We start from the raw sequence: 17,762 nt of genomic DNA, 5'->3' as shown, positions 1-17,762 counted from the left end.
GAACGAGAATGCGCGCCGCCGAGAACGGGGTTGCTGTCTTTCCGGACATCAGAGCGACAGCAACCCCGTGTTCGGCGGGGTAGGGAGCGAGGGCTAGAAGAAGCCGAGCTTCTGGGCCGAGTAGGAGACCAGGAGGTTCTTCGTCTGCTGGTAGTGGTCGAGCATCATCTTGTGGTTCTCGCGCCCGACGCCGGAGCCCTTGTACCCGCCGAACGCGGCGGCCGCCGGGTACGCGTGGTAGCAGTTGGTCCACACGCGCCCGGCCTCGATGGTGCGGCCCGCGCGGTAGGCGGTGTTGCCCGACCGCGACCAGACGCCGGCCCCGAGCCCGTACAGGGTGTCGTTGGCGATCGTCATGGCGTCGTCGAAGTCGGAGAAGTCGGTCACGGCGACGACGGGCCCGAAGATCTCCTCCTGGAAGATCCGCATCGAGTTCTTGCCCTCGAAGATCGTGGGCGTCACGTAGTACCCGCCCGCGAGGTCGCCGCCCAGCTCGGCGCGCGTCCCGCCCGTGAGGACCTTCGCGCCCTCCGCCTTGCCGATCTCGATGTACGACAGGATCTTCTCGAGCTGGTCGTTCGACGCCTGCGCGCCGATCATCGTCTCGGTGTCGAGCGGGTTGCCCTGCCGCACCGCCTGCGTGCGCTCGATCGCGTCGCCGAGGAACGTGTCGTAGATCGACGACTGGATGAGGGCGCGCGACGGGCACGTGCACACCTCGCCCTGGTTGAGGGCGAACATCGTGAACCCCTCGAGGGCCTTGTCGTAGAAGTCGTCCCGCGCGTCGGCGACGTCGGAGAAGAAGATGTTCGGCGACTTGCCGCCGAGCTCGAGCGTGACCGGGATGATGTTCTGGCTCGCGTATTGCATGATCAGGCGGCCGGTCGTCGTCTCGCCCGTGAACGCGATCTTGCGGATGCGCGGGCTGGACGCGAGCGGCTTGCCGGCCTCGACGCCGAACCCGTTGACGACGTTCACCACCCCGGGCGGCAGCAGGTCCCCGACGATGTCCATGAGGAAGAGGATCGACGCGGGCGTCTGCTCGGCGGGCTTGAGCACGACGCAGTTGCCCGCCGCGAGCGCCGGGGCGAGCTTCCACACGGCCATGAGGATCGGGAAGTTCCACGGGATGATCTGGCCGACGACGCCGAGCGGCTCGTGGAAGTGGTACGCGATGGTGTCCTCGTCGATCTCGGAGATCGACCCCTCCTGCGCGCGGATCGCGCCGGCGAAGTAGCGGAAGTGGTCGATCGCGAGCGGGATGTCGGCGGCGAGCGTCTCGCGGACGGGCTTGCCGTTCTCCCACGACTCGGCGACGGCGATCCGCTCGAGGTTCTCCTCCATGCGGTCGGCGATCTTGTTGAGGATGTTGGCGCGCTCGGTCGCGCTCGTGCGGCCCCACGACCGGGCGGCGCCGTGCGCGGCGTCGAGCGCGCGCTCGACGTCGTCGGCGGTGCCGCGCGCGACCTCGGTGAAGGTCCGGCCCGTCACGGGGCTCGGGTTCTCGAAGTACTGCCCGCCGGCCGGCGCGACGTACTCGCCGCCGATCCAGTGGTCGTACCGGGCCTTGTACTCGGCGATCGCCCCGTCCGTGCCGGGGGCTGCGTAGACCGTCATCGTCTGCCTCCTCGCAGTGCTGGCTCGCCGCGCCCCCAGGGAGGCCGGGCGGGAGATGCCCGACGGCGGTGCGCGGCACGGCGCCTCGTCGCGCCGTGGCACGACGCTAGGCGCCCGAGGGTTGCACGACCGTTGCAGCGCTGCGGGCGGTCAGCCCAGGTCGTCGTCGAGGAGGTCGAGGTGGGCGCGCGCGCGGACCCAGCGCGGGCTCCCGGGGTCGGCGAGGCCCTGGAGGAGGGTCCACGCCGCGTGGTCCTCGGCGCCGTCGTCGGTGCGGGTCCAGGCGTCGAGGACGTCGGCGTCGCGCGCGGAGACGGCGGCCGTGCGGAGCTCGGCCGCGAGCTCGGCACGCAGCCGCTCGACGGCGGGCGCGCCGGAGCGCGGGAGGAGCGGCGCGCGATAGGCGGCGATCGCTCCCCGGACGTCGCCGACGGCGAGCAGGTCGCGCACGTCGTCCGCGTCCGTGCGCAGCGGGCGCGCGAGCCGGTACGGGCGGGACCCGGCGAGGAGCGGGCCGGCGACGCGGCGCAGGCGCGAGACCTCGGCGCGCACCGTGACGTCGGAGAGGTGGCCCGGGTGCAGGAGCACGGCGAGCTCGTCCGCGGACAGGCCGCGCGGGTGCACCGCGAGCAGCGCGAGGATCTCGGCGTGCCGCAGGGAGAGGCGGTGCCCGAGGCCGTCCGGGGCGCGGAGGACGGGCGACGACCCGAGCACGAGCAGCTCGGGCGCGCCGTCGTGCGGTGGTGCGGAGACGGCCCCGGCGCCGTCGGTCGTCGGCGCCGCCGCGCGCTGGGCCAGCTCACGCTCGAGGCTCAGCACCGTGGCGCGCACGAGCGAGAGCACGACGCCCGAGGCGGCCGACTGCCGGCCCGTGACGTCGAGGACGCCGAGGACGCGGCCGGTCCCGGGCTCGTGGATGGGGACCGCCGTGCAGCTGAACGCCTGGACGGGGCGCGAGAAGTGCTCGGCGCCGAGGACCTGCACGGCGCGGCGTGCGGCGAGCGCGGTGCCGGGCGCGTTCGTCCCGACGCGCTCCTCGCGCCACACCGACCCCTCGACGAACCCGACGCGCTCGACGGCGTCCCGCAGGGAGCGGCTGCCCTCGACCCACAGGAGCCGGCCCGCGTCGTCGGACACCGCGACGGCCAGGCCGTCGTCGGCCGCGGCGTCGACGACGAGCTCGCGCACCACCGGCATGACGGACGCCAGCGGGTGGGCGTCGCGGTAGGCGACGAGGTCGCCGTGGGCGAGCCCGGAGCCGGTGCGCGGACCCTCGGGGTCGACGCCGCTGTGCACGGACCGGCGCCACGAGTCGGCCACCACGGGGTGGATGCCGGGCGGGAGCACGCCGTCGACGAGGAAGGAGCGGTAGGCGGCACGGACCGAGCGGGCGTCGCGGCGCGCGCCGGGGCGGCGCGGGTGCGCGTCCGAGCGCAGCGGCGGTGCGAGAGTGCGCGGCACGGGACCTCCCACGTCGTCGTGCGGTGCTCGGGCCCAGTGTAGGGCGCGCCCGGCGGCCCGCTACCGCGCGGCCGGGGCGGGCGCCCCGCCGCCCGCGGTCGCGGCGGCCGCGACGCGGCGCAGCCCGGCGAGGACGACGCTCGTCGCCGCGGTGGGCGGGGCACCCCGGCGCACGGCGGCGTAGACCGGTCGCGTCCGGGGCACCCGCAGCGGGCGCGCGACGACGTCGTAGCGCGGGTCGACGGCGAGGCCCGGCAGCAGTGCGACGGACAGGCCCGCCTCGACGTGGGCGAGCAGCAGCTCGTAGCTGGGGAGCAGTGCGGCGACGCGCGGCTCGAACCCGGCGTCGCGGCAGGCGCTCTCGACGAGGGTCGAGAGGTACCGGCCGGGCAGGTCCGCGGCCCAGCGCGCGTCGGCGAGGTCGGCGAGGTCGACCGGGCCCTCCCCCACCACCGTCCCCGCCGGGGCGTCCGCCGACGCGTCGGTCGGCGTGACGAGGACGACCGGGTCCTCGAGCAGCGGGACGGTCGCGACGTCGGGACCCGCGAGCCGCGCGCCGTCGAGCAGGTCGGCGGTCACCGCGACGTCGACGTCCGCGCGGCGCAGGGCCGGACCGCTCTCGCGCGGGTCGAGCTCGACGACCTCGACCTGGACCCGGGGGTGCTCGGCGGCCAGCCGTCGCGCGAGCGGGATCACGAGGGCGCGCACGGCGCTCGAGAACGCCGCGACCCGGACGACCCCGGCGGGCTGCCCGTCGGGGTGGGCGAGCTCCGCCTCCGCGAGCGCCATCTGGTCGAGGATCACGCGTGCGTGCCGGGCGAGGGTGCGGCCGGCGGGCGTGAGGCGCACGCGCCGCCCGGTCCGCTCGACGAGGCGCGCCCCGGTCTCCGCCTCGAGCGCCGCGAGCTGCGCGGAGACCGCGGACGGGCTGAGGTGCAGGGACGCGCCGACCGCGCGCACGGTCCCGAGGCTCTCGAGCCGGGCGAGGATCTGCAGCCGGGCGGCGTTGAGCACGCGGTCCTCCGTCCCGGTCTGCTCCCGTTGTGCGTCTTCTCCGCACAGACTGTACGAGAAGTCGTGCTGTACGTGCACAGGGCGACGTCCCTACGCTCGGGACATGGCTGCCGTCCCGTCCCCCGCCGTCGCCTCGTCGACCCCCTCGGTCCCGTCCCTGACCCCGTCCGCGGCGCTCGACGCCGCGACGTTCTGGGCCGACGCCGACCGGCACCTCGTGCGGTACGGAGGGCCCTTCACGCCGGAGATCGTGGAGAGCGCGTCGGGCAGCTTCGTCACGACGGCCGACGGCCGCCGGGTCCTCGACTTCACGTCGGGCCAGATGAGCGCGATCCTCGGGCACAGCCACCCGGCGATCGTCGAGACGGTGCGGAACCAGGTCGGGACGCTCGACCACCTCTTCTCCGGGATGCTCTCGCGCCCGGTCGTCGACCTCGCCCGCCGGCTGGCGGCCACGCTGCCCGACCCGCTCGAGAAGGTCCTGCTCCTCACGACCGGCGCCGAGTCCAACGAGGCGGCGATCCGCATGGCGAAGCTCGTCACGGGCCGGCACGAGGTCGTCTCGCTCGCCGGGTCGTGGCACGGCATGACGCACGCCGCCGCCGCGGCGACGTACAGCGCGGGGCGCCGCGGGTACGGCCCGACGGCGCCCGGCAACCTCGTCATCCCCGTGCCCAACGCGTACCGCCCCGACCACGTCACCCCCGACGGCGGCCACGACTGGCGCCGCCAGCTCGACCTCGCGTTCGACCTCGTGGACGTGCAGTCCACGGGCAGCCTCGCGGCGTGCATCGTCGAGCCGATCCTCAGCTCGGGCGGGATCGTCGAGCTGCCGCCGGGCTACCTGGCGGCGCTGCGCGAGAAGTGCCACGAGCGCGGGATGCTGCTCGTCCTCGACGAGGCGCAGACCGCGCTGTGCCGGACCGGCTCCTGGTACGCCTTCGAGGGCCGCGACGGCGAGGAGCCGGTGGTGCCGGACATCCTCACGGTCTCGAAGACGCTCGGCGCGGGTCTGCCGCTCGCGGCCGTCGTCACGAGCGCCGAGATCGAGGAGCGCGCGCACGAGCGCGGCTTCCTGTTCTTCACGACGCACGTCTCCGACCCCCTGGTCGCGGCGGTCGGGAACACCGTCCTCGACGTGCTCGAGACGGGGCAGATGGACGCCCGCGTGCGCGTGCTCGGCGACCGCCTGCGCGCCGGGCTGCTCGACCTCCAGGAGCGCCACGCCACGGTCGGCGACGTGCGCGGGCGGGGCCTGCTCCAGGGCATCGAGCTCGTGCTCGACCGCGAGACGAAGGAGGGCGCCGACGCGCTCGGCGCCCTCGTCACCCGGCGGGCGCTGGACCTCGGGCTCCACATGAACGTCGTGCAGCTCCGGGGCATGGGCGGCGTGTTCCGCATCGCGCCGCCGCTCACGGTGAGCGAGGAGGAGCTCGACCTCGGGCTCGACCTCCTCGACCGCGCGCTCGGCGAGGCGGAGCGCGAGCTGCTCGGCTGAGCCGCTCCCGGGTCACCACCCGGCGCGCGAGCGTCGGGCCCCGACGGCCACCACGCCCTCGCGCACGACGACCGGCGCGCCCAGCCCGGGGACGGCGAGCGACGCGCGGACGCCGTCGAGGACGCGGCCGTCGTCTCCGCCCGGCGTCTCGTAGACCAGCCAGAGCGCGCCGCCCGGGACGAGCAGGGCCGCGAGCGCGCTCGCCTCCGTGCACGCCGCGCGGGTCCAGAAGACGTTGACGTTCACCGCGAGGACGACGTCGAACGGGCCACCGACGGTGTCGGCGAGGTCAGGGTCCGTGACGTCCCCCTGCCGCACGACGAGCCGGCCGCGGTCGACCGCGGCGCGGTTGCGGGCCGTCGTGCGAGCGACGGCCGTCGCGGACCGGTCGACCGCGACGTAGCGCACACCGGGGTGGCGCGCGAGGACCAGCTCGGCGGCCGCGCCGGGCCCCGGCCCGATCTCGAGCACGACCTCGTCGCCGCGCAGGTCGAGCAGCGCGACGGCACGCTGGACCCGGTCCGGGACGACGCCGACCACGGGTCCAGTCTGACGGGGTGCGAGCCCGTCGGCAGCCTGCGTTTACACCGTCTCAGCATGCGCGACGGGCCTTCCGTGATGCGGACAGCCGACCTAGCCTGACGATCGGACGGACCACCACCTCGGACACCCCAGCTCCCGCCGCACGGAGGACACCATGCCCGCACCGCTCGACACCACCGAGAAGATCACCCAGTACGCCCACCCCGACCGCCTCGTGAGCACGGACTGGCTCGCCGAGCACCTCGGTCAGCCGGGCATCGTCGTCGTCGAGTCCGACGAGGACGTGCTGCTCTACGAGACCGGTCACATCCCCGGTGCGGTGAAGATCGACTGGCACACCGACCTCAACGACCCCGACACGCGCGACTACATCGACGGCAAGGGCTTCGCCCAGCTCCTCGGCGGCAAGGGCATCGGTCGTGACACGACGATCGTCGTCTACGGCGACAAGAACAACTGGTGGGCCGCGTACGCCGCGTGGGTCTTCACGCTGTTCGGCCACGAGGACGTGCGCCTGCTCGACGGCGGCCGCGGCAAGTGGATCGCGGAGGGCCGCGAGGTCACGACCGACGTCCCCGCGCCGGAGGCCGTCGAGTACCCGGTCGTCGAGCGCGACGACGTGACGATCCGCGCGTTCAAGGAGGACGTCCTCGCGCACATCGGCAACGGCCCGCTCGTCGACATCCGCTCCCCGCAGGAGTACACGGGCGAGCGCCTGCACATCCCGGACTACCCGGAGGAGGGCGTGCTGCGCGGCGGTCACATCCCGACGGCGCGCAACGTCCCGTGGGCGACCGCGGTCGCCGAGGACGGCACGTACAAGTCGCGCGAGCAGCTCGAGGCGATCTACCAGGAGGGTGGCCTCGGCCTCGCGACGGACGACGAGGTCGTCACGTACTGCCGCATCGGCGAGCGCTCGAGCCACACCTGGTTCGCGCTGACCTACCTGCTCGGGTTCGACAAGGTCCGCAACTACGACGGCTCGTGGACCGAGTGGGGCAACGCCGTGCGCGTCCCGATCGTCAAGGGCGAGGAGGCCGGCGAGGCCCCCGCGTCGCTCAACTGACGCACCGCTCGCACCTCACGCCCGGCGTGCCCGACGGCGCGCGGCCGGCCCCTCGTGGGCCCGCCGCGCGCCGTCGGCGTCTGCCGCCGGGCATACGGCGAGCGCGTCGGGCGTTCCGCACGGTGGGACCAGGTCCCGGCCGCACGCCCCCGATGCAAGGATCGACACCATGAGCTCCTCGTCCGACGCCTCGTCCCTGCCCGCGGCCCTCGCGGAGATCCGCGAGGACTTCCTCGCGCTGCCGGAGCGCGAGCGCCTCCAGCTCCTGCTCGAGTTCGCGAACGAGCTGCCCGACCTCCCGGAGCGCTACGCGAGCGCGCCCGGTCTGCTCGAGCGCATCGAGGAGTGCCAGTCCCCCGTGCGCGCGTTCGCGGAGGTCGACGGCGACGGCGTCGTGCACTTCTTCGCGACCGCGCCCGCCGAGGCGCCGACGACGCGCGGGTTCGCGTCGATCCTCGCGCAGGGGCTGTCGGGCCTGACGGTGCAGGAGGTGCTCGACGTGCCGGACGACTTCCCCATGTCGATCGGCCTCACGCGGGCCGTGAGCCCGCTGCGCATCGGCGGCATGAACGGCATGCTCACGCGCGCCAAGCGCCAGGTGCGCGAGCAGGTCGCCGCGCGCCCCTGATCCGGGGTCCCGCCGGCACCGGCGGTCAGTCGCGGAGCGCGAGGCGCCGCGCGAGGACGGCGCAGACGACGAGCTGGAGCTGGTGGAACACGATCACCGGGACGGCGACGACGCCGGCCACGGCGACCGGGAACAGCACGCTGGCCATCGGCAGGCCCGTGGCGAGCGACTTCTTGGACCCGCACATGAGGAGCGCGACCCGGTCCTCGGTCGAGAGCCGCAGGGCCGCCCCACCCCACCAGGTGAGCGCGAGCATCGCCGCGAGGACGAGCGCGCTCACGACGAGCAGCGCGACGATCGACCAGCCGGACACGCTCGACCACACACCCGCCGAGGACGCGGCGGCGACGGCGCCGAACACGACGACGAGGATCGTGCCGCGGTCGACGCCGAGCGTGAGCCAGCGCCGCGCGCGGACCCAGTCCCCGACCCACGGCTGCAGGAGCTGCCCGACGACGAACGGCAGCAGGAGCTGGAGCAGCACCGTGCGCAGGCCGCCGAGCCCGCCCGTGGGACCGTCGGCTCCCCCGGCAGCGCCGCCGGGACCGCTCATGAGCCAGAGCACGAGCAGCGGCGTGACGATCATCCCGGCGACGTTCGAGACGGTCGCCCCGCAGATCGCCCCGGCGACGTTGCCGCGCGCGACCGACGTGAACGCGACGGACGACTGCACGGTCGAGGGCAGCAGGGACAGGTAGAGCACGCCCGCGGCGAGCGGCGCCCCGACGAGCGGCTCGATCGCCCACGCCGTGACGAGCCCGAGCACCGGGAAGACGACGTACGTCGCCGCGAGGATCCCGCCCTGGAGGCGCCAGTTCCGCAGTCCCGCCCACACCTCGCGCGTGGACAGGCGCATGCCGTAGACGAGGAAGAGGACCGTGACCGCGACGTCCGCGACGACGTCGACCACGCGCTGCGCGCCCGGCCCCACCGGCACGACGAGCCCGAGCACGAGCACGACGAGCAGCGTGACGACGAACGGGTCGACCCACCTGCTCAGGACTGCACGCACGGGGACCGAGCCTAGCCCGGGTCAGAACAGGGTGTAGCCGCCGTCGACCGTCACGACCGCGCCGGTCATGAAGCTCGAGGCCGCGCTCGCGAGGAACACGACGGGCGGGCCGATCTCCTCGGGCTCGGCCCAGCGCCGCATGGCGGCGGGCGCGACGCAGTCGTCGTAGTACTCGGGCTGGTCGACGGGCGACGCCTCGGTGCGCACGTACCCGGGCGCGACGGCGTTGACGCGGATGCCGTGCGGCGCCCACTCGGCGGCGAGGCCCTTGGTGAGCTGGTGCACCGCCGCCTTGGACGCGAGGTAGGCGGGCTGCCAGCGCGGCCGGTTGACGATCGACGCCGACATCGAGCCGACGTTGACGATCGTGCCCGGACGCCCGTCGGCGACCAGGGCGCGGGCCACCGCGCGCGAGCAGTACCAGACGCCGTCGAGGTTCGTCGCGACCGTGCGGTGCCACACGTCGTCGTCGATCTCGAGCGCCGGCCCGCCGATCGAGATCCCCGCGTTGTTGACGAGCAGGTCGACCGTCCCGAGGTCCGCGGCCGCGCGCCCGACGACGTCGTCGACCTGCGCGCGCTCCGTCACGTCGAGCGCGTACCCGCGCGCGTCGATCCCGTCCGCCCGCAGCGCGGCGGCCGCGTCCTGCGCGGCCCGCGTCGTGGTCGCGGTGAGCGCGACCCGCGCCCCGGCCTCGCCGAGCGCGCGGGCGACGGCGCGCCCGATCCCCCGGCTCCCGCCGGTGAGCAGGGCCGTGCGGCCGACGAGCGAGAACGAGTCGAGGACGGTCACGCGGGACAGTCGACCACGGGGCGCGTCAGAAGTCGAAGAGGTCCTCGAGCCACGACTCCTTCTTCTTCCGCTTGCGGTAGCGGGGGTCGTAGCCGTCGCGCCCGTCGTAGCGGCGGTCCCGGTCGTCGCGGTAGCGGTCGTCGCGGTAGCGGTCGTCGCCGTACTGGTCGTTCCGGTAGCGGTCGCGGTCGTCATACCGGCGGTCGTCGCGGCGCTCGCCGTAGCCGGGCGTGCCGTAGTCCGCGGCGGGCGCCGGCGGGTACGACGTCGGGGCGGGGGCGGCCGGGGACCCGACCGGGGCCGCAGCGGCCGGGCCCGCGGCCTCGGCGGCGATCTCGCTCTCCAGCGAGCGGTCGATGATCTTGTCGAGCTCCCCGCGGTCGAGCCACACGCCGCGGCACGTCGGGCAGTAGTCGATCTCCACGCCCTTGCGCTCCGTCATGACGAGCACGGTCTGGTCGGTGGGGCACAGCATGAGGTCCTCCGCTCGGGTGGGCGTCGTCCGTCCGACTCGCGGCACGGGTGCTGGCAGTCCAACGCGCCACGTACCCGGAGGGTTCCCGCGGCCGGGGTGCGCGCGGACCGCCCGGGCTGCCGCGGCGGCGCCGCGCCTCAGCCCTCGTCCGCCGCGAGCTGCTCGCGCAGCTCCTCGACGAGGTGCCGCTCGTCGTCGAGGGCCGCGAGCGCGTCCGCGAGCAGGGGCAGCGCCTCGGCGCCCGCGAGGAACCGGGCCGCACCGGCGTCGTCGTGCAGCCGCAGCGCGAGCTCGGCGCGCAGGACGAGCGCGCGGAACCGGAGGGGCTCCGAGACGGTGCGGGCACGGACGCCCTCGGCGTCGAACGCGCGGTCGAGCACCCGGGCGGCCCCGGCGGCGTCCCCCGCGCCCCGCAGGATCCCCGCGTGCTCGACGGCTCGGGCCAGGTCGGGAGCGGGATCGACGCGCCGTCGAGGCAGGTTCGGCGCGAACGACTCGCGTCCCGACACGTCCACCTCCCGAGCTGCCCCCACGACCGCTCGACCACCCTAACCCCGGCCCGCGCGCGCTGCCCGAGATGCCCCGAACGCGGAGAACGGGCGACCTGGCGCCCCACGCCGGAGACCGGGGACGCGGCACGGGGCATCGACCGACCGGCCGACGCCCGTGCCGCGCTCTCGCGACCCCGGTCAGCGCTGGACGCGCGCGCTGCCGCCCGAGGCCAGCTTGCGCACCTCGGCGAGCGACGCCGTCGACGTGTCGCCCGGCGTCGTCATGGCGAGGGCGCCGTGCGCGGCGCCGTACTCGACCGCCTCGTGGATCGAGCCGAGCTCCATGAGCCCGTACGCGAGGCCCGACGCGAACGAGTCGCCGCCGCCCACGCGGTCGAGGATCTCCAGGCCGGGGCGGTGCGTCGCCTCGGCGAAGCCCTGGACGCGCGACCACGCGACGGCGCCCCAGTCGTTGACGGTCGCGGTCCTCACGCCGCGCAGCGTCGTCGCGACGACCTGGAAGTTGGGGTACTCCTCGGCAGCCCGCGCGATCATCGCGCGGAAGGCTCCGGTGTCGAGGTCGGTGAGGTTCTCGTCGAGGCCCTCCACCTCGAAGCCCAGCGAGGCCGTGAAGTCCTCCTCGTTGCCGATCATCACGTCGACGTAGCGGGCCAGGCGGCGGTTGACCTCCTGCGCGCGCTCGACGCCGCCGATGCCCGTCCAGAGCGAGGGGCGGTAGTTCAGGTCGTAGGACACGATCGTGCCGTGCCGACGCGCGGCGGCCATGGCCGCCTCCGCGACGTCCGCGGACGACTCGGACAGCGCGGCGAAGATGCCGCCCGTGTGGAACCAGCGGACCCCGCGACCGAACACGTCGTCCCAGTCGACGTCGTCGGGCCGGAGCTGGGCGATCGCCGTGTTGCCACGGTCGGAGACGCCGACCGCGCCGCGCACGCCGAAACCGCGCTCGGTGAAGTTGAGCCCGTTCCGCACGGTGCGGCCGATGCCGTCGTACTCGCGCCACTGCACCCAGCGCGTGTCGAGCCCGCCGGTGAGCATGAGGTCCTCGACGAGGCGGCCGACCTCGTTGTCCGCGAGCGCGGTGACGACGGCGCCGCGCAGGCCGAAGGCACGGCGCAGCCCGCGCGCGACGTTGTACTCGCCGCCACCCTCCCACGCGTCGAAGCTGCGGGCGGTCTTGATGCGGCGCTCGCCCGGGTCGAGGCGGAGCATGACCTCGCCGAGGGCGACGACGTCGTAGGCGCACTCGTCCGCGGGTCGGAGAGCGAGCGGGGGCTGGTTCCGGGTCGTGTCGGGCACGGGTCAGGCTCCTTCGGCGGGGTGGGGGGCCGTCGCGGCGAGCTCGACGGCCTCGCGCGTGCGGCGGGTGATCTCGGCGGTGTCCCCCGCGCGCACGAGCGCGGCGTCGACCATCCAGGAGCCGCCGGCCGCGAGCACCGACGGCAGCGCGAGGTAGTCGAGCAGGTTGGCGGCGCTCACACCGCCGGTCGGGACGAAGCGCAGGCCCGGGAAGGGCGCGGAGAACGCCTTGACGGCCGCGGGGCCGCCGACCACGTTCGCCGGGAAGAGCTTCACGGCGTCGAGGCCGAGGTCGAGCGCGGCGATGACGTCCGACGGCGTCGCGACCCCGGGCAGGACCGGCACCCCGAGCTCCTGCGCACGACGCACGACGGCGGCCGAGAGCCCGGGCGAGACGAGGAACCGCGCCCCGGCCTCGACGGCCTCGTCGACCTGGGCCGCGTTGACCACGGTCCCCGCGCCGACGAGCACGTCCGGCACCTCGCGCGCGACCGCCTCGATCGCGGCGCGCGCGCCGGCGGTGCGGAAGGTGACCTCCGCGACCGGCAGCCCGCCGTCGCGCAGCGCGGTCGCGACGAGCACGCCCTGCGCCGCGTCGTCGACGACGACGACCGGCACGACGCGGGCACGCGCGATCGTCTCGATGGGTCCGTGGGATGACATCCTCGCTCCGTTTCGCTATGGTGAACGCCTGTTGTTCACTACGGAACGCACTCTAGGCGAAGGAGCCACGACGATGGAAGCCGGGAGCACGGCGTCCCCCCTGCCGGAGGGCAGCGAGCACGCGGCGGGCGGGCACGCCGCGAGCCCGCTCGGGAGCGTCGACAAGGCGCTGACCGCGCTCGAGGCGCTCGCCGCGGCCGGCCCCGGCGGGGTGGCCCTCGGCGACCTCGCACGCTCGCTCGGGCTGCACAAGGCCTCGCTGCACCGCACGCTCGCGGCGCTGCGCCACCGGGGCTACGCCGAGCAGGACGCCACGACGGGCGACTACCGGCTGGGCCCCGCGGCGACCGCGCTCGCGACGGTGTACCTCGGCGAGGAGAACCTGCCCGCGCTCCTGCACCCGGTGCTCGTCGCGGTCTGCCGGGCGACGGACGAGCTCGTGCACCTCGGCGCCCTCGCCGGGACCGAGATCGTCTACCTCGACAAGGTCGAGCCCGCGCGCGCCGTGCGCGTCTGGTCGGCCGTCGGCCGACGTCGCCCCGCGGCCACCACGGCCCTGGGGCGCGCGCTGCTGGCCCACCGCGTCCTGGACGACGCCGCCCTCGCCTGGTACGCGGCGGCCGCCCCCGACGAGCACCCCGTCACCGCGGCCGCGCTCCGCGCGACGTGCGACGCGACCCGTGCGAGCGGGTTCGCGACCGAGACGGAGGAGAACGAGCCGGGCATCAGCTGCGTCGCCCTGCCCGTGCTGCGCGACGGCCAGTCCGTCGCCGCGGTGAGCGTCACCGCGCCCGCCGAGCGGCTCGGGGCGCGCCGGCGCCGGGAGATCGAGGCGGTCCTGCGCGAGGTCGTCCCGCCGCTGCTGCCGCCGACGCTCACCGTGCCGGAGGCCGTGCTCGGTCGGCCCGGTCGACCCGGAGGTCCCGTCGCGGGGGGACCGCGTCGACCGGCGACGCCCGCAGGGCTGTGAGAGAGTTCAACCGCAGCACGACGGAATGACGGAAGGGCCCGCGATGACCGTCCTCGTGGCGTACAACGACTCCCCGCAGGGCGAGACCGCGTTCCGGGCGGCCGTCGCCGAGGCGGTCCACCGCTCGACCGCCCTCGCGGTCCTCGTCCTCACCCCGCAGGACGCCGACGCGGGGGTCCCCGCGACCCTCGCGCACCTGCTCGACACGCTTCCCGCCGAGGTCGCCCGCCCCGAGATCTCCTACCGCTCGGAGCACCTCGACCCCGCCGAGGCGATCATCGACGCGGCCGAGCGCACCGGCCCCGACCTCGTCGTCGTGGGCGCGCGCAAGCGGTCGCCGGTCGGCAAGTTCCTCCTCGGCAGCACCACGCAGCGCGTGCTCCTCGACTCGCCCGTCCCGGTGCTCGTCGTCAAGGCGTCGCACTGACGCCCTCCTGACGGGTGCCGCGACGTGGCCTCCCGGCACCCCGGACGGCCACGTCGCGACCTCTCAGTCCTGCTCGACGGCGGCGCGCAGCCCGTCGACCAGCGGGGTCGTCGAGCGGCCCAGCAGGCGCGCGAGCTCCCCCGACGTCTCGGCGAGCAGCCCGTCGCGGATGTTGCCGTCCAGCGCGACGACGAACCCGGCGGTGCCCTCGTCCAGTCCAGCCCCCAGCAGGAGCGCCCGGTGCTCGTCGGGGCTCACGCGCCGGTAGGTGACGGGGCGCCCGAGCACCTCGGCGGCTGCGGCGGCGAGGTCGTCGAACGTCCACGCGACGTCGCCGCTCAGCTCGTAGACGGCCCCCGCGTGCGCGGAGGCGTCCGCCTGCGCGGCGAGGGCGACGACCGCCGCGGCCTCGGCGTAGTCCGCACGGGTCGCGCTCGCGACCCGACCGTCGCCGACGCTCGACACGATCTCGCCGGACTCGCGGGCGCCCACGACGTCGCCGACGTAGTTCTCCGTGTACCAGTTGTTCCGCAGGATCGTGGTCGCCAGGCCCGAGGCGGCCAGGATCTCCTCCGTGGCCTTGTGCTCGGGCGCGAGGACGAGCGCGGAGGTCGTCGCGTGCGGGGCGCTGGTGTAGATCACGCGGGAGACGCCGGCCGCGACGGCCGCCTCGACGACGTTGCGGTGCTGCGGGACCCGCTGCCCCACCTCGGAACCCGACACCAGCACGAGCACGTCGACGCCCGCGAGCGCCGCGGCGAGCGTCTCCGGGCGCGCGTAGTCGGCCTCGCGTACCTGGACACCACGGTCGGCGAGGTCGGCGACCTTGGTGGTGGTCCGCGCGGCGGCGACCACCTGGGACGGGTCCGCGCCGTGGGCGAGGAGGGACTCGACGACGAGGCGGCCGAGGTGGCCGCTGGCTCCGGTGACGGCGATGGACATGCGAGGGCTCCTTCGGTGCGTGGGCACGACCGGTCGGCCGCGCCCTCCCAGGATGCACTTACTTTTCGTAAGTGCCAACCCTGAGAGCGCGCGTTCTATCTCACAGTGCCGTTCTCTGGGTGGTCGCCGTATCCTGGGTCGATGACGACCGACGCCCGCCCCGCGGAGGACACCGGACCCACCGACGCGATGGTGGCCGACGTCTTCCAGCGCGGCTGCACGTCGCGACACGTCCTCGAGACCGTCACCGGACGCTGGGGCGTGCTCACGGTCGCCGGCCTGCGCGACGGCGCGGTGCGCTTCAACGCGCTGCGGCGCCGCATCGACGGCGTCAGCGAGAAGATGCTCGCCCAGACCCTCCAGTCCCTCGAGCGCGACGGCATCGTCGTGCGCGAGGTGCGCGCGACCATCCCGCCGCACGTCGAGTACTCCCTCACCGACCTCGGGCGCCGCGTCGCCGACAGCCTCACGGGGCTGCTCGACGTCCTCGAGGGCTCGGTCGCGGAGGTGACGGCGTCCCAGCACGCGTACGACGCGCGCCGGGACGCCTGACGCTCACGACTGCGAGCGCACGTACCAGAACACGAGCGCGCCGACGACCAGCAGGCCCACCAGCACGGCGAGGACGATCTTGCCCACGCTGTAGGGGCGCCGCCCGATCACCTGGCCGGTGTTCGCGTTGACCATGACCTGCCACTGCTTGCCCGCGTACACGTACGTCGCGATCCACAGCGGCAGCAGCACGAGCTTGAACATCACGTCCGCGTAGGCGGTGCGGATCGAGCCGACGCGCTGCTCGTCGCCCCCGATGTCGCGCTCGACGTCGCCCTTGATCACCGGCGCCATCTTCTGCTTCGCGCGGTCGAGGCCGACCGGGGGCTCGACGTCGTAGCGCGCCGCCGAGAACCCCGCGAGGTACTCGGCGCGGAACGGCACCGCGTGCGACAGCGGCCACGGGCCGAGCTTCGACAGGTCGCGCTCGGCGACCTGCGACGACGCGGGGACGAGCACGTCGTCGAAGTCGCGCGCGACGTGCCCGGAGACGGGCGTCCAGCTGACCCTCCGCTCCTGGCGCTCCTCGTCCCCGTTCTTGACGGTCACGTAGTAGGCGTCCCCGCGCTGCCCCGAGTACGCCGACGACGTGCGGGCGTCGAACGTCCAGTGCGGCACGTAGGAGCCGTGCAGGGACTCCGTGTCGCCGACCTTCTTCAGCTCGCCCGGCGCGAACCAGCGCGAGCGCACCCAGCGCCGGAACGCGTCGCGCGCCTGCGCCTGCTCGACCCCGAACGGCACGACGGCCTCGGGTTGCACCAGCCCGTCCGTCTCCGCCGTCGCGACGAGGTGCCCGCCGCAGAACCGGCACGCGACGGACAGGTCGGTCCCCTGCGTGGTCGCGCCGCAGCCGTCGCACGTGAGGACCCGCGCGTCGAGGATCCCGGCGCGCACCCCGCCCTGCGCCGCGGCCCACGCGTCGAACGAGTGCTCGTCGACGGCGTCGCCCGGCGCGTGCACGATCGCGACGGTCCCGCCGCACGCCACGCAGCGCAGGTGCTGCGTGCCCGGCGCGTACGCGAGCTGCGACCCGCACGCGTCGCAGCGCGTGCGGACGAGCTCGTCCTGGGTGTCGCTCACCGTCAGCCCGCCTGCGGGCCGGTCGGGCCGCCGGTCGGGGCGCCTGTCGGAGGCAAGGGCGGCGGGGTCGCCGCGAACAACGGCGCGAGCGCGGGCACCTCGCCCGCGGCGGTCCACGCGGCCATGCCCTCCTGCCACACGAGCGACGCGCGCGTCACCTCGCCGGACCGGACGCGGCCGGCGAGGTCCGCCGTCGTGCCGGGCCCGGCCTGCGTGCCGCCGACCGCCCAGTACCAGGGCGACTCCGCGCCAGGCAGGGGCGGCGGCCCCGCGGGCGCCGCCGGGGCCGGGGCCGGCTGGGCCGCCGTCGTCCCGAGCGACTGCGCGAGCTGCTGCCCCATGGCCGCCCCGAGGCCCATCCCGGCGCCGAGCCCCAGCCCGTCGCCCGCGCCCCCGGGGTTGGCGGCGGCCGTCTCGATCGCGTTCGCCGCCTGGAACTTGGTGTACTGGTCGAGGTTCCCGACCACGGCCATCTGCGTCCGCTTGTCGAGCGCCGCCTCGACCTCGGGCGGGAAGGAGACGTTCTCGAGGACGAAGCGCGGCACGGCGATGCCGTACTCGGACAGGTCCTCCGAGAGCTGGCCCGCGAGCCGCGTGGCGATCTCGCGCTGGTTCGCGGCGAGGTCGATCGCGGCGACGCCCGCCTCTGCGAGCGCCGGGCCGAGCTGGCCGACCACGAGGCGGCGGAAGTAGTCGCCGATCTCGTCGGTGCGGAACTGCGGGTCGGTCCCCACGAGCTGACGCAGCAGCGCCGACGGGTCCACGACCTGGAGCGCGTACGTCCCGAACGCCCGGATGCGGACCGCGCCGAGCTCGGGGTCACGCAGGATCACCGGGTTCTGCGTGCCCCACGTGAGGTCGGTGAACTGGCGCGTCGCGACGAAGTAGACCTCCGCCTTGAACGGAGAGTTGAACCCGTACTTCCAGCCCTGGATCGTCGACAGGATCGGCAGGTTCTTGGTCTCGAGCGTGTACGTGCCCGGCCCGAACACGTCGGCGAGCCGGCCCTCGCTCACGAAGACGGCGCTCTGCCCCTCGCGCACGACGAGCTGCGCCTGGTTCTTGATCTCGTTGCCCTGGCGCGGGAAGCGCCAGACGATCGTGTCCCGGCTCTCGTCGAGGAACTCGATGATGTCGATCAGCTGGCCGCGCAGCTTCTCCATGAAGCTCATCCGGACTCCTTCGCTCGTCGTGCGGGACGGCCGCGGGCG

19 protein-coding genes are annotated in these 17,762 nt (G+C 74.8%); 6 read left to right on the top strand and 13 right to left on the bottom strand.

The genetic code is table 11. The features are described 5' to 3' along the window. Window positions 1-93: 93 nt before the first annotated feature. The 3 genes from exaC to ACTJIY_RS11920 form a co-directional block, all read right to left on the bottom strand. Window positions 94-1,617, bottom strand: a complete 1,524-nt coding sequence (exaC, locus tag ACTJIY_RS11930) for an acetaldehyde dehydrogenase ExaC (protein ID WP_440675072.1) — start codon at window positions 1,615-1,617, stop codon at window positions 94-96. 150 nt (window positions 1,618-1,767) lie between these two features. Further along, window positions 1,768-3,078: a transcriptional regulator gene (locus ACTJIY_RS11925; protein ID WP_440675071.1), complete on the bottom strand. Its 1,311-nt coding sequence runs from the start codon at window positions 3,076-3,078 to the stop codon at window positions 1,768-1,770. A 60-nt stretch (window positions 3,079-3,138) separates the two neighbouring features. Further along, window positions 3,139-4,092 (bottom strand): LysR family transcriptional regulator, encoded by a 954-nt coding sequence (locus ACTJIY_RS11920; protein ID WP_440675070.1) that lies wholly within the window; start codon window positions 4,090-4,092, stop codon window positions 3,139-3,141. 103 nt (window positions 4,093-4,195) lie between these two features. Between ACTJIY_RS11920 and ACTJIY_RS11915 the strand changes: the two genes are divergently transcribed. Next, window positions 4,196-5,590 (top strand): aspartate aminotransferase family protein, encoded by a 1,395-nt coding sequence (locus ACTJIY_RS11915; RefSeq protein ID WP_440675069.1) that lies wholly within the window; start codon window positions 4,196-4,198, stop codon window positions 5,588-5,590. A 12-nt stretch (window positions 5,591-5,602) separates the two neighbouring features. Here the strand turns inward: ACTJIY_RS11915 and ACTJIY_RS11910 are convergent, their stop codons facing one another. Next, window positions 5,603-6,130, bottom strand: a complete 528-nt coding sequence (locus tag ACTJIY_RS11910) for an SAM-dependent methyltransferase (RefSeq protein ID WP_440675068.1) — start codon at window positions 6,128-6,130, stop codon at window positions 5,603-5,605. 157 nt (window positions 6,131-6,287) lie between these two features. On the opposite strand from ACTJIY_RS11910, the gene ACTJIY_RS11905 reads away from it, so the two are divergent. Next, window positions 6,288-7,199, top strand: a complete 912-nt coding sequence (locus ACTJIY_RS11905; protein WP_141391225.1) for a sulfurtransferase — start codon at window positions 6,288-6,290, stop codon at window positions 7,197-7,199. Between the two features lie 169 nt (window positions 7,200-7,368). Next, a complete protein-coding gene (locus ACTJIY_RS11900; RefSeq protein ID WP_389276634.1) occupies window positions 7,369-7,827 on the top strand; it encodes a SufE family protein in 459 nt (152 codons plus the stop codon). Between the two features lie 25 nt (window positions 7,828-7,852). Here ACTJIY_RS11900 and ACTJIY_RS11895 read toward each other — a convergent pair whose 3' ends face one another. The 6 genes from ACTJIY_RS11895 to eda form a co-directional block, all read right to left on the bottom strand. Beyond that, window positions 7,853-8,839: a bile acid:sodium symporter family protein gene (locus tag ACTJIY_RS11895; protein ID WP_253050985.1), complete on the bottom strand. Its 987-nt coding sequence runs from the start codon at window positions 8,837-8,839 to the stop codon at window positions 7,853-7,855. Window positions 8,840-8,860: 21 nt separating this feature from the next. Next, complete coding sequence (locus tag ACTJIY_RS11890; protein ID WP_440675067.1) at window positions 8,861-9,631, bottom strand: SDR family NAD(P)-dependent oxidoreductase; 771 nt, start codon at window positions 9,629-9,631, stop codon at window positions 8,861-8,863. Window positions 9,632-9,656: 25 nt separating this feature from the next. Continuing rightward, a complete protein-coding gene (locus ACTJIY_RS11885) occupies window positions 9,657-10,106 on the bottom strand; it encodes a zf-TFIIB domain-containing protein (protein WP_440675066.1) in 450 nt (149 codons plus the stop codon). Between the two features lie 137 nt (window positions 10,107-10,243). Further along, a complete protein-coding gene (locus ACTJIY_RS11880; RefSeq protein WP_440675065.1) occupies window positions 10,244-10,615 on the bottom strand; it encodes a hypothetical protein in 372 nt (123 codons plus the stop codon). 180 nt (window positions 10,616-10,795) lie between these two features. Next, a complete protein-coding gene (locus ACTJIY_RS11875; protein WP_440675064.1) occupies window positions 10,796-11,917 on the bottom strand; it encodes a PfkB family carbohydrate kinase in 1,122 nt (373 codons plus the stop codon). 3 nt (window positions 11,918-11,920) lie between these two features. Next, on the bottom strand, window positions 11,921-12,580 hold the full coding sequence (eda, locus tag ACTJIY_RS11870; RefSeq protein ID WP_253050980.1) for a bifunctional 4-hydroxy-2-oxoglutarate aldolase/2-dehydro-3-deoxy-phosphogluconate aldolase: 660 nt from the start codon (window positions 12,578-12,580) through the stop codon (window positions 11,921-11,923). Between the two features lie 73 nt (window positions 12,581-12,653). Between eda and ACTJIY_RS11865 the strand changes: the two genes are divergently transcribed. Next, window positions 12,654-13,550 (top strand): IclR family transcriptional regulator, encoded by an 897-nt coding sequence (locus ACTJIY_RS11865; RefSeq protein WP_440675063.1) that lies wholly within the window; start codon window positions 12,654-12,656, stop codon window positions 13,548-13,550. A 43-nt stretch (window positions 13,551-13,593) separates the two neighbouring features. Continuing rightward, window positions 13,594-13,977, top strand: a complete 384-nt coding sequence (locus ACTJIY_RS11860) for a universal stress protein (RefSeq protein ID WP_253050978.1) — start codon at window positions 13,594-13,596, stop codon at window positions 13,975-13,977. Window positions 13,978-14,040: 63 nt separating this feature from the next. On the opposite strand, the gene ACTJIY_RS11855 is transcribed toward ACTJIY_RS11860, so the two are convergent. Beyond that, window positions 14,041-14,919: an NAD(P)H-binding protein gene (locus ACTJIY_RS11855; RefSeq protein ID WP_439158978.1), complete on the bottom strand. Its 879-nt coding sequence runs from the start codon at window positions 14,917-14,919 to the stop codon at window positions 14,041-14,043. A 141-nt stretch (window positions 14,920-15,060) separates the two neighbouring features. Here ACTJIY_RS11855 and ACTJIY_RS11850 point away from each other — a divergent pair, with 141 nt between their 5' ends. After that, a complete protein-coding gene (locus ACTJIY_RS11850) occupies window positions 15,061-15,471 on the top strand; it encodes a winged helix-turn-helix transcriptional regulator (RefSeq protein WP_253050976.1) in 411 nt (136 codons plus the stop codon). Window positions 15,472-15,474: 3 nt separating this feature from the next. Here the strand turns inward: ACTJIY_RS11850 and ACTJIY_RS11845 are convergent, their stop codons facing one another. Beyond that, on the bottom strand, window positions 15,475-16,551 hold the full coding sequence (locus tag ACTJIY_RS11845) for a hypothetical protein (RefSeq protein WP_439158977.1): 1,077 nt from the start codon (window positions 16,549-16,551) through the stop codon (window positions 15,475-15,477). A gap of 2 nt (window positions 16,552-16,553) precedes the next feature. Beyond that, a complete protein-coding gene (locus ACTJIY_RS11840) occupies window positions 16,554-17,723 on the bottom strand; it encodes an SPFH domain-containing protein (protein ID WP_439158976.1) in 1,170 nt (389 codons plus the stop codon). Window positions 17,724-17,762 lie beyond the last annotated feature (39 nt).

Origin of the sequence: Cellulosimicrobium sp. 22598, from assembly GCF_052044445.1 — a bacterium.
GTDB classification, from domain to species: Bacteria; Actinomycetota; Actinomycetes; order Actinomycetales; family Cellulomonadaceae; genus Cellulosimicrobium; species Cellulosimicrobium cellulans_G.
Note: the sequence above shows the minus strand (reverse complement) of the source record. Positions and strands in the feature narration are given on the sequence as shown.

Excerpts from the sequence above, each read along its gene's own strand:
- exaC (WP_440675072.1), bottom strand. The coding sequence starts at position 1,617 with ATGACGGTCTACGCAGCCCCCGGCACGGACGGGGCGATCGCCGAGTAC.
- ACTJIY_RS11915 (WP_440675069.1), top strand. The coding sequence starts at position 4,196 with ATGGCTGCCGTCCCGTCCCCCGCCGTCGCCTCGTCGACCCCCTCGGTC.
- ACTJIY_RS11905 (WP_141391225.1), top strand. The coding sequence starts at position 6,288 with ATGCCCGCACCGCTCGACACCACCGAGAAGATCACCCAGTACGCCCAC.
- ACTJIY_RS11900 (WP_389276634.1), top strand. The coding sequence starts at position 7,369 with ATGAGCTCCTCGTCCGACGCCTCGTCCCTGCCCGCGGCCCTCGCGGAG.
- ACTJIY_RS11885 (WP_440675066.1), bottom strand. The coding sequence starts at position 10,106 with ATGCTGTGCCCCACCGACCAGACCGTGCTCGTCATGACGGAGCGCAAG.
- eda (WP_253050980.1), bottom strand. The coding sequence starts at position 12,580 with ATGTCATCCCACGGACCCATCGAGACGATCGCGCGTGCCCGCGTCGTG.
- ACTJIY_RS11865 (WP_440675063.1), top strand. The coding sequence starts at position 12,654 with ATGGAAGCCGGGAGCACGGCGTCCCCCCTGCCGGAGGGCAGCGAGCAC.
- ACTJIY_RS11860 (WP_253050978.1), top strand. The coding sequence starts at position 13,594 with ATGACCGTCCTCGTGGCGTACAACGACTCCCCGCAGGGCGAGACCGCG.
- ACTJIY_RS11855 (WP_439158978.1), bottom strand. The coding sequence starts at position 14,919 with ATGTCCATCGCCGTCACCGGAGCCAGCGGCCACCTCGGCCGCCTCGTC.
- ACTJIY_RS11850 (WP_253050976.1), top strand. The coding sequence starts at position 15,061 with ATGACGACCGACGCCCGCCCCGCGGAGGACACCGGACCCACCGACGCG.
- ACTJIY_RS11840 (WP_439158976.1), bottom strand. The coding sequence starts at position 17,723 with ATGAGCTTCATGGAGAAGCTGCGCGGCCAGCTGATCGACATCATCGAG.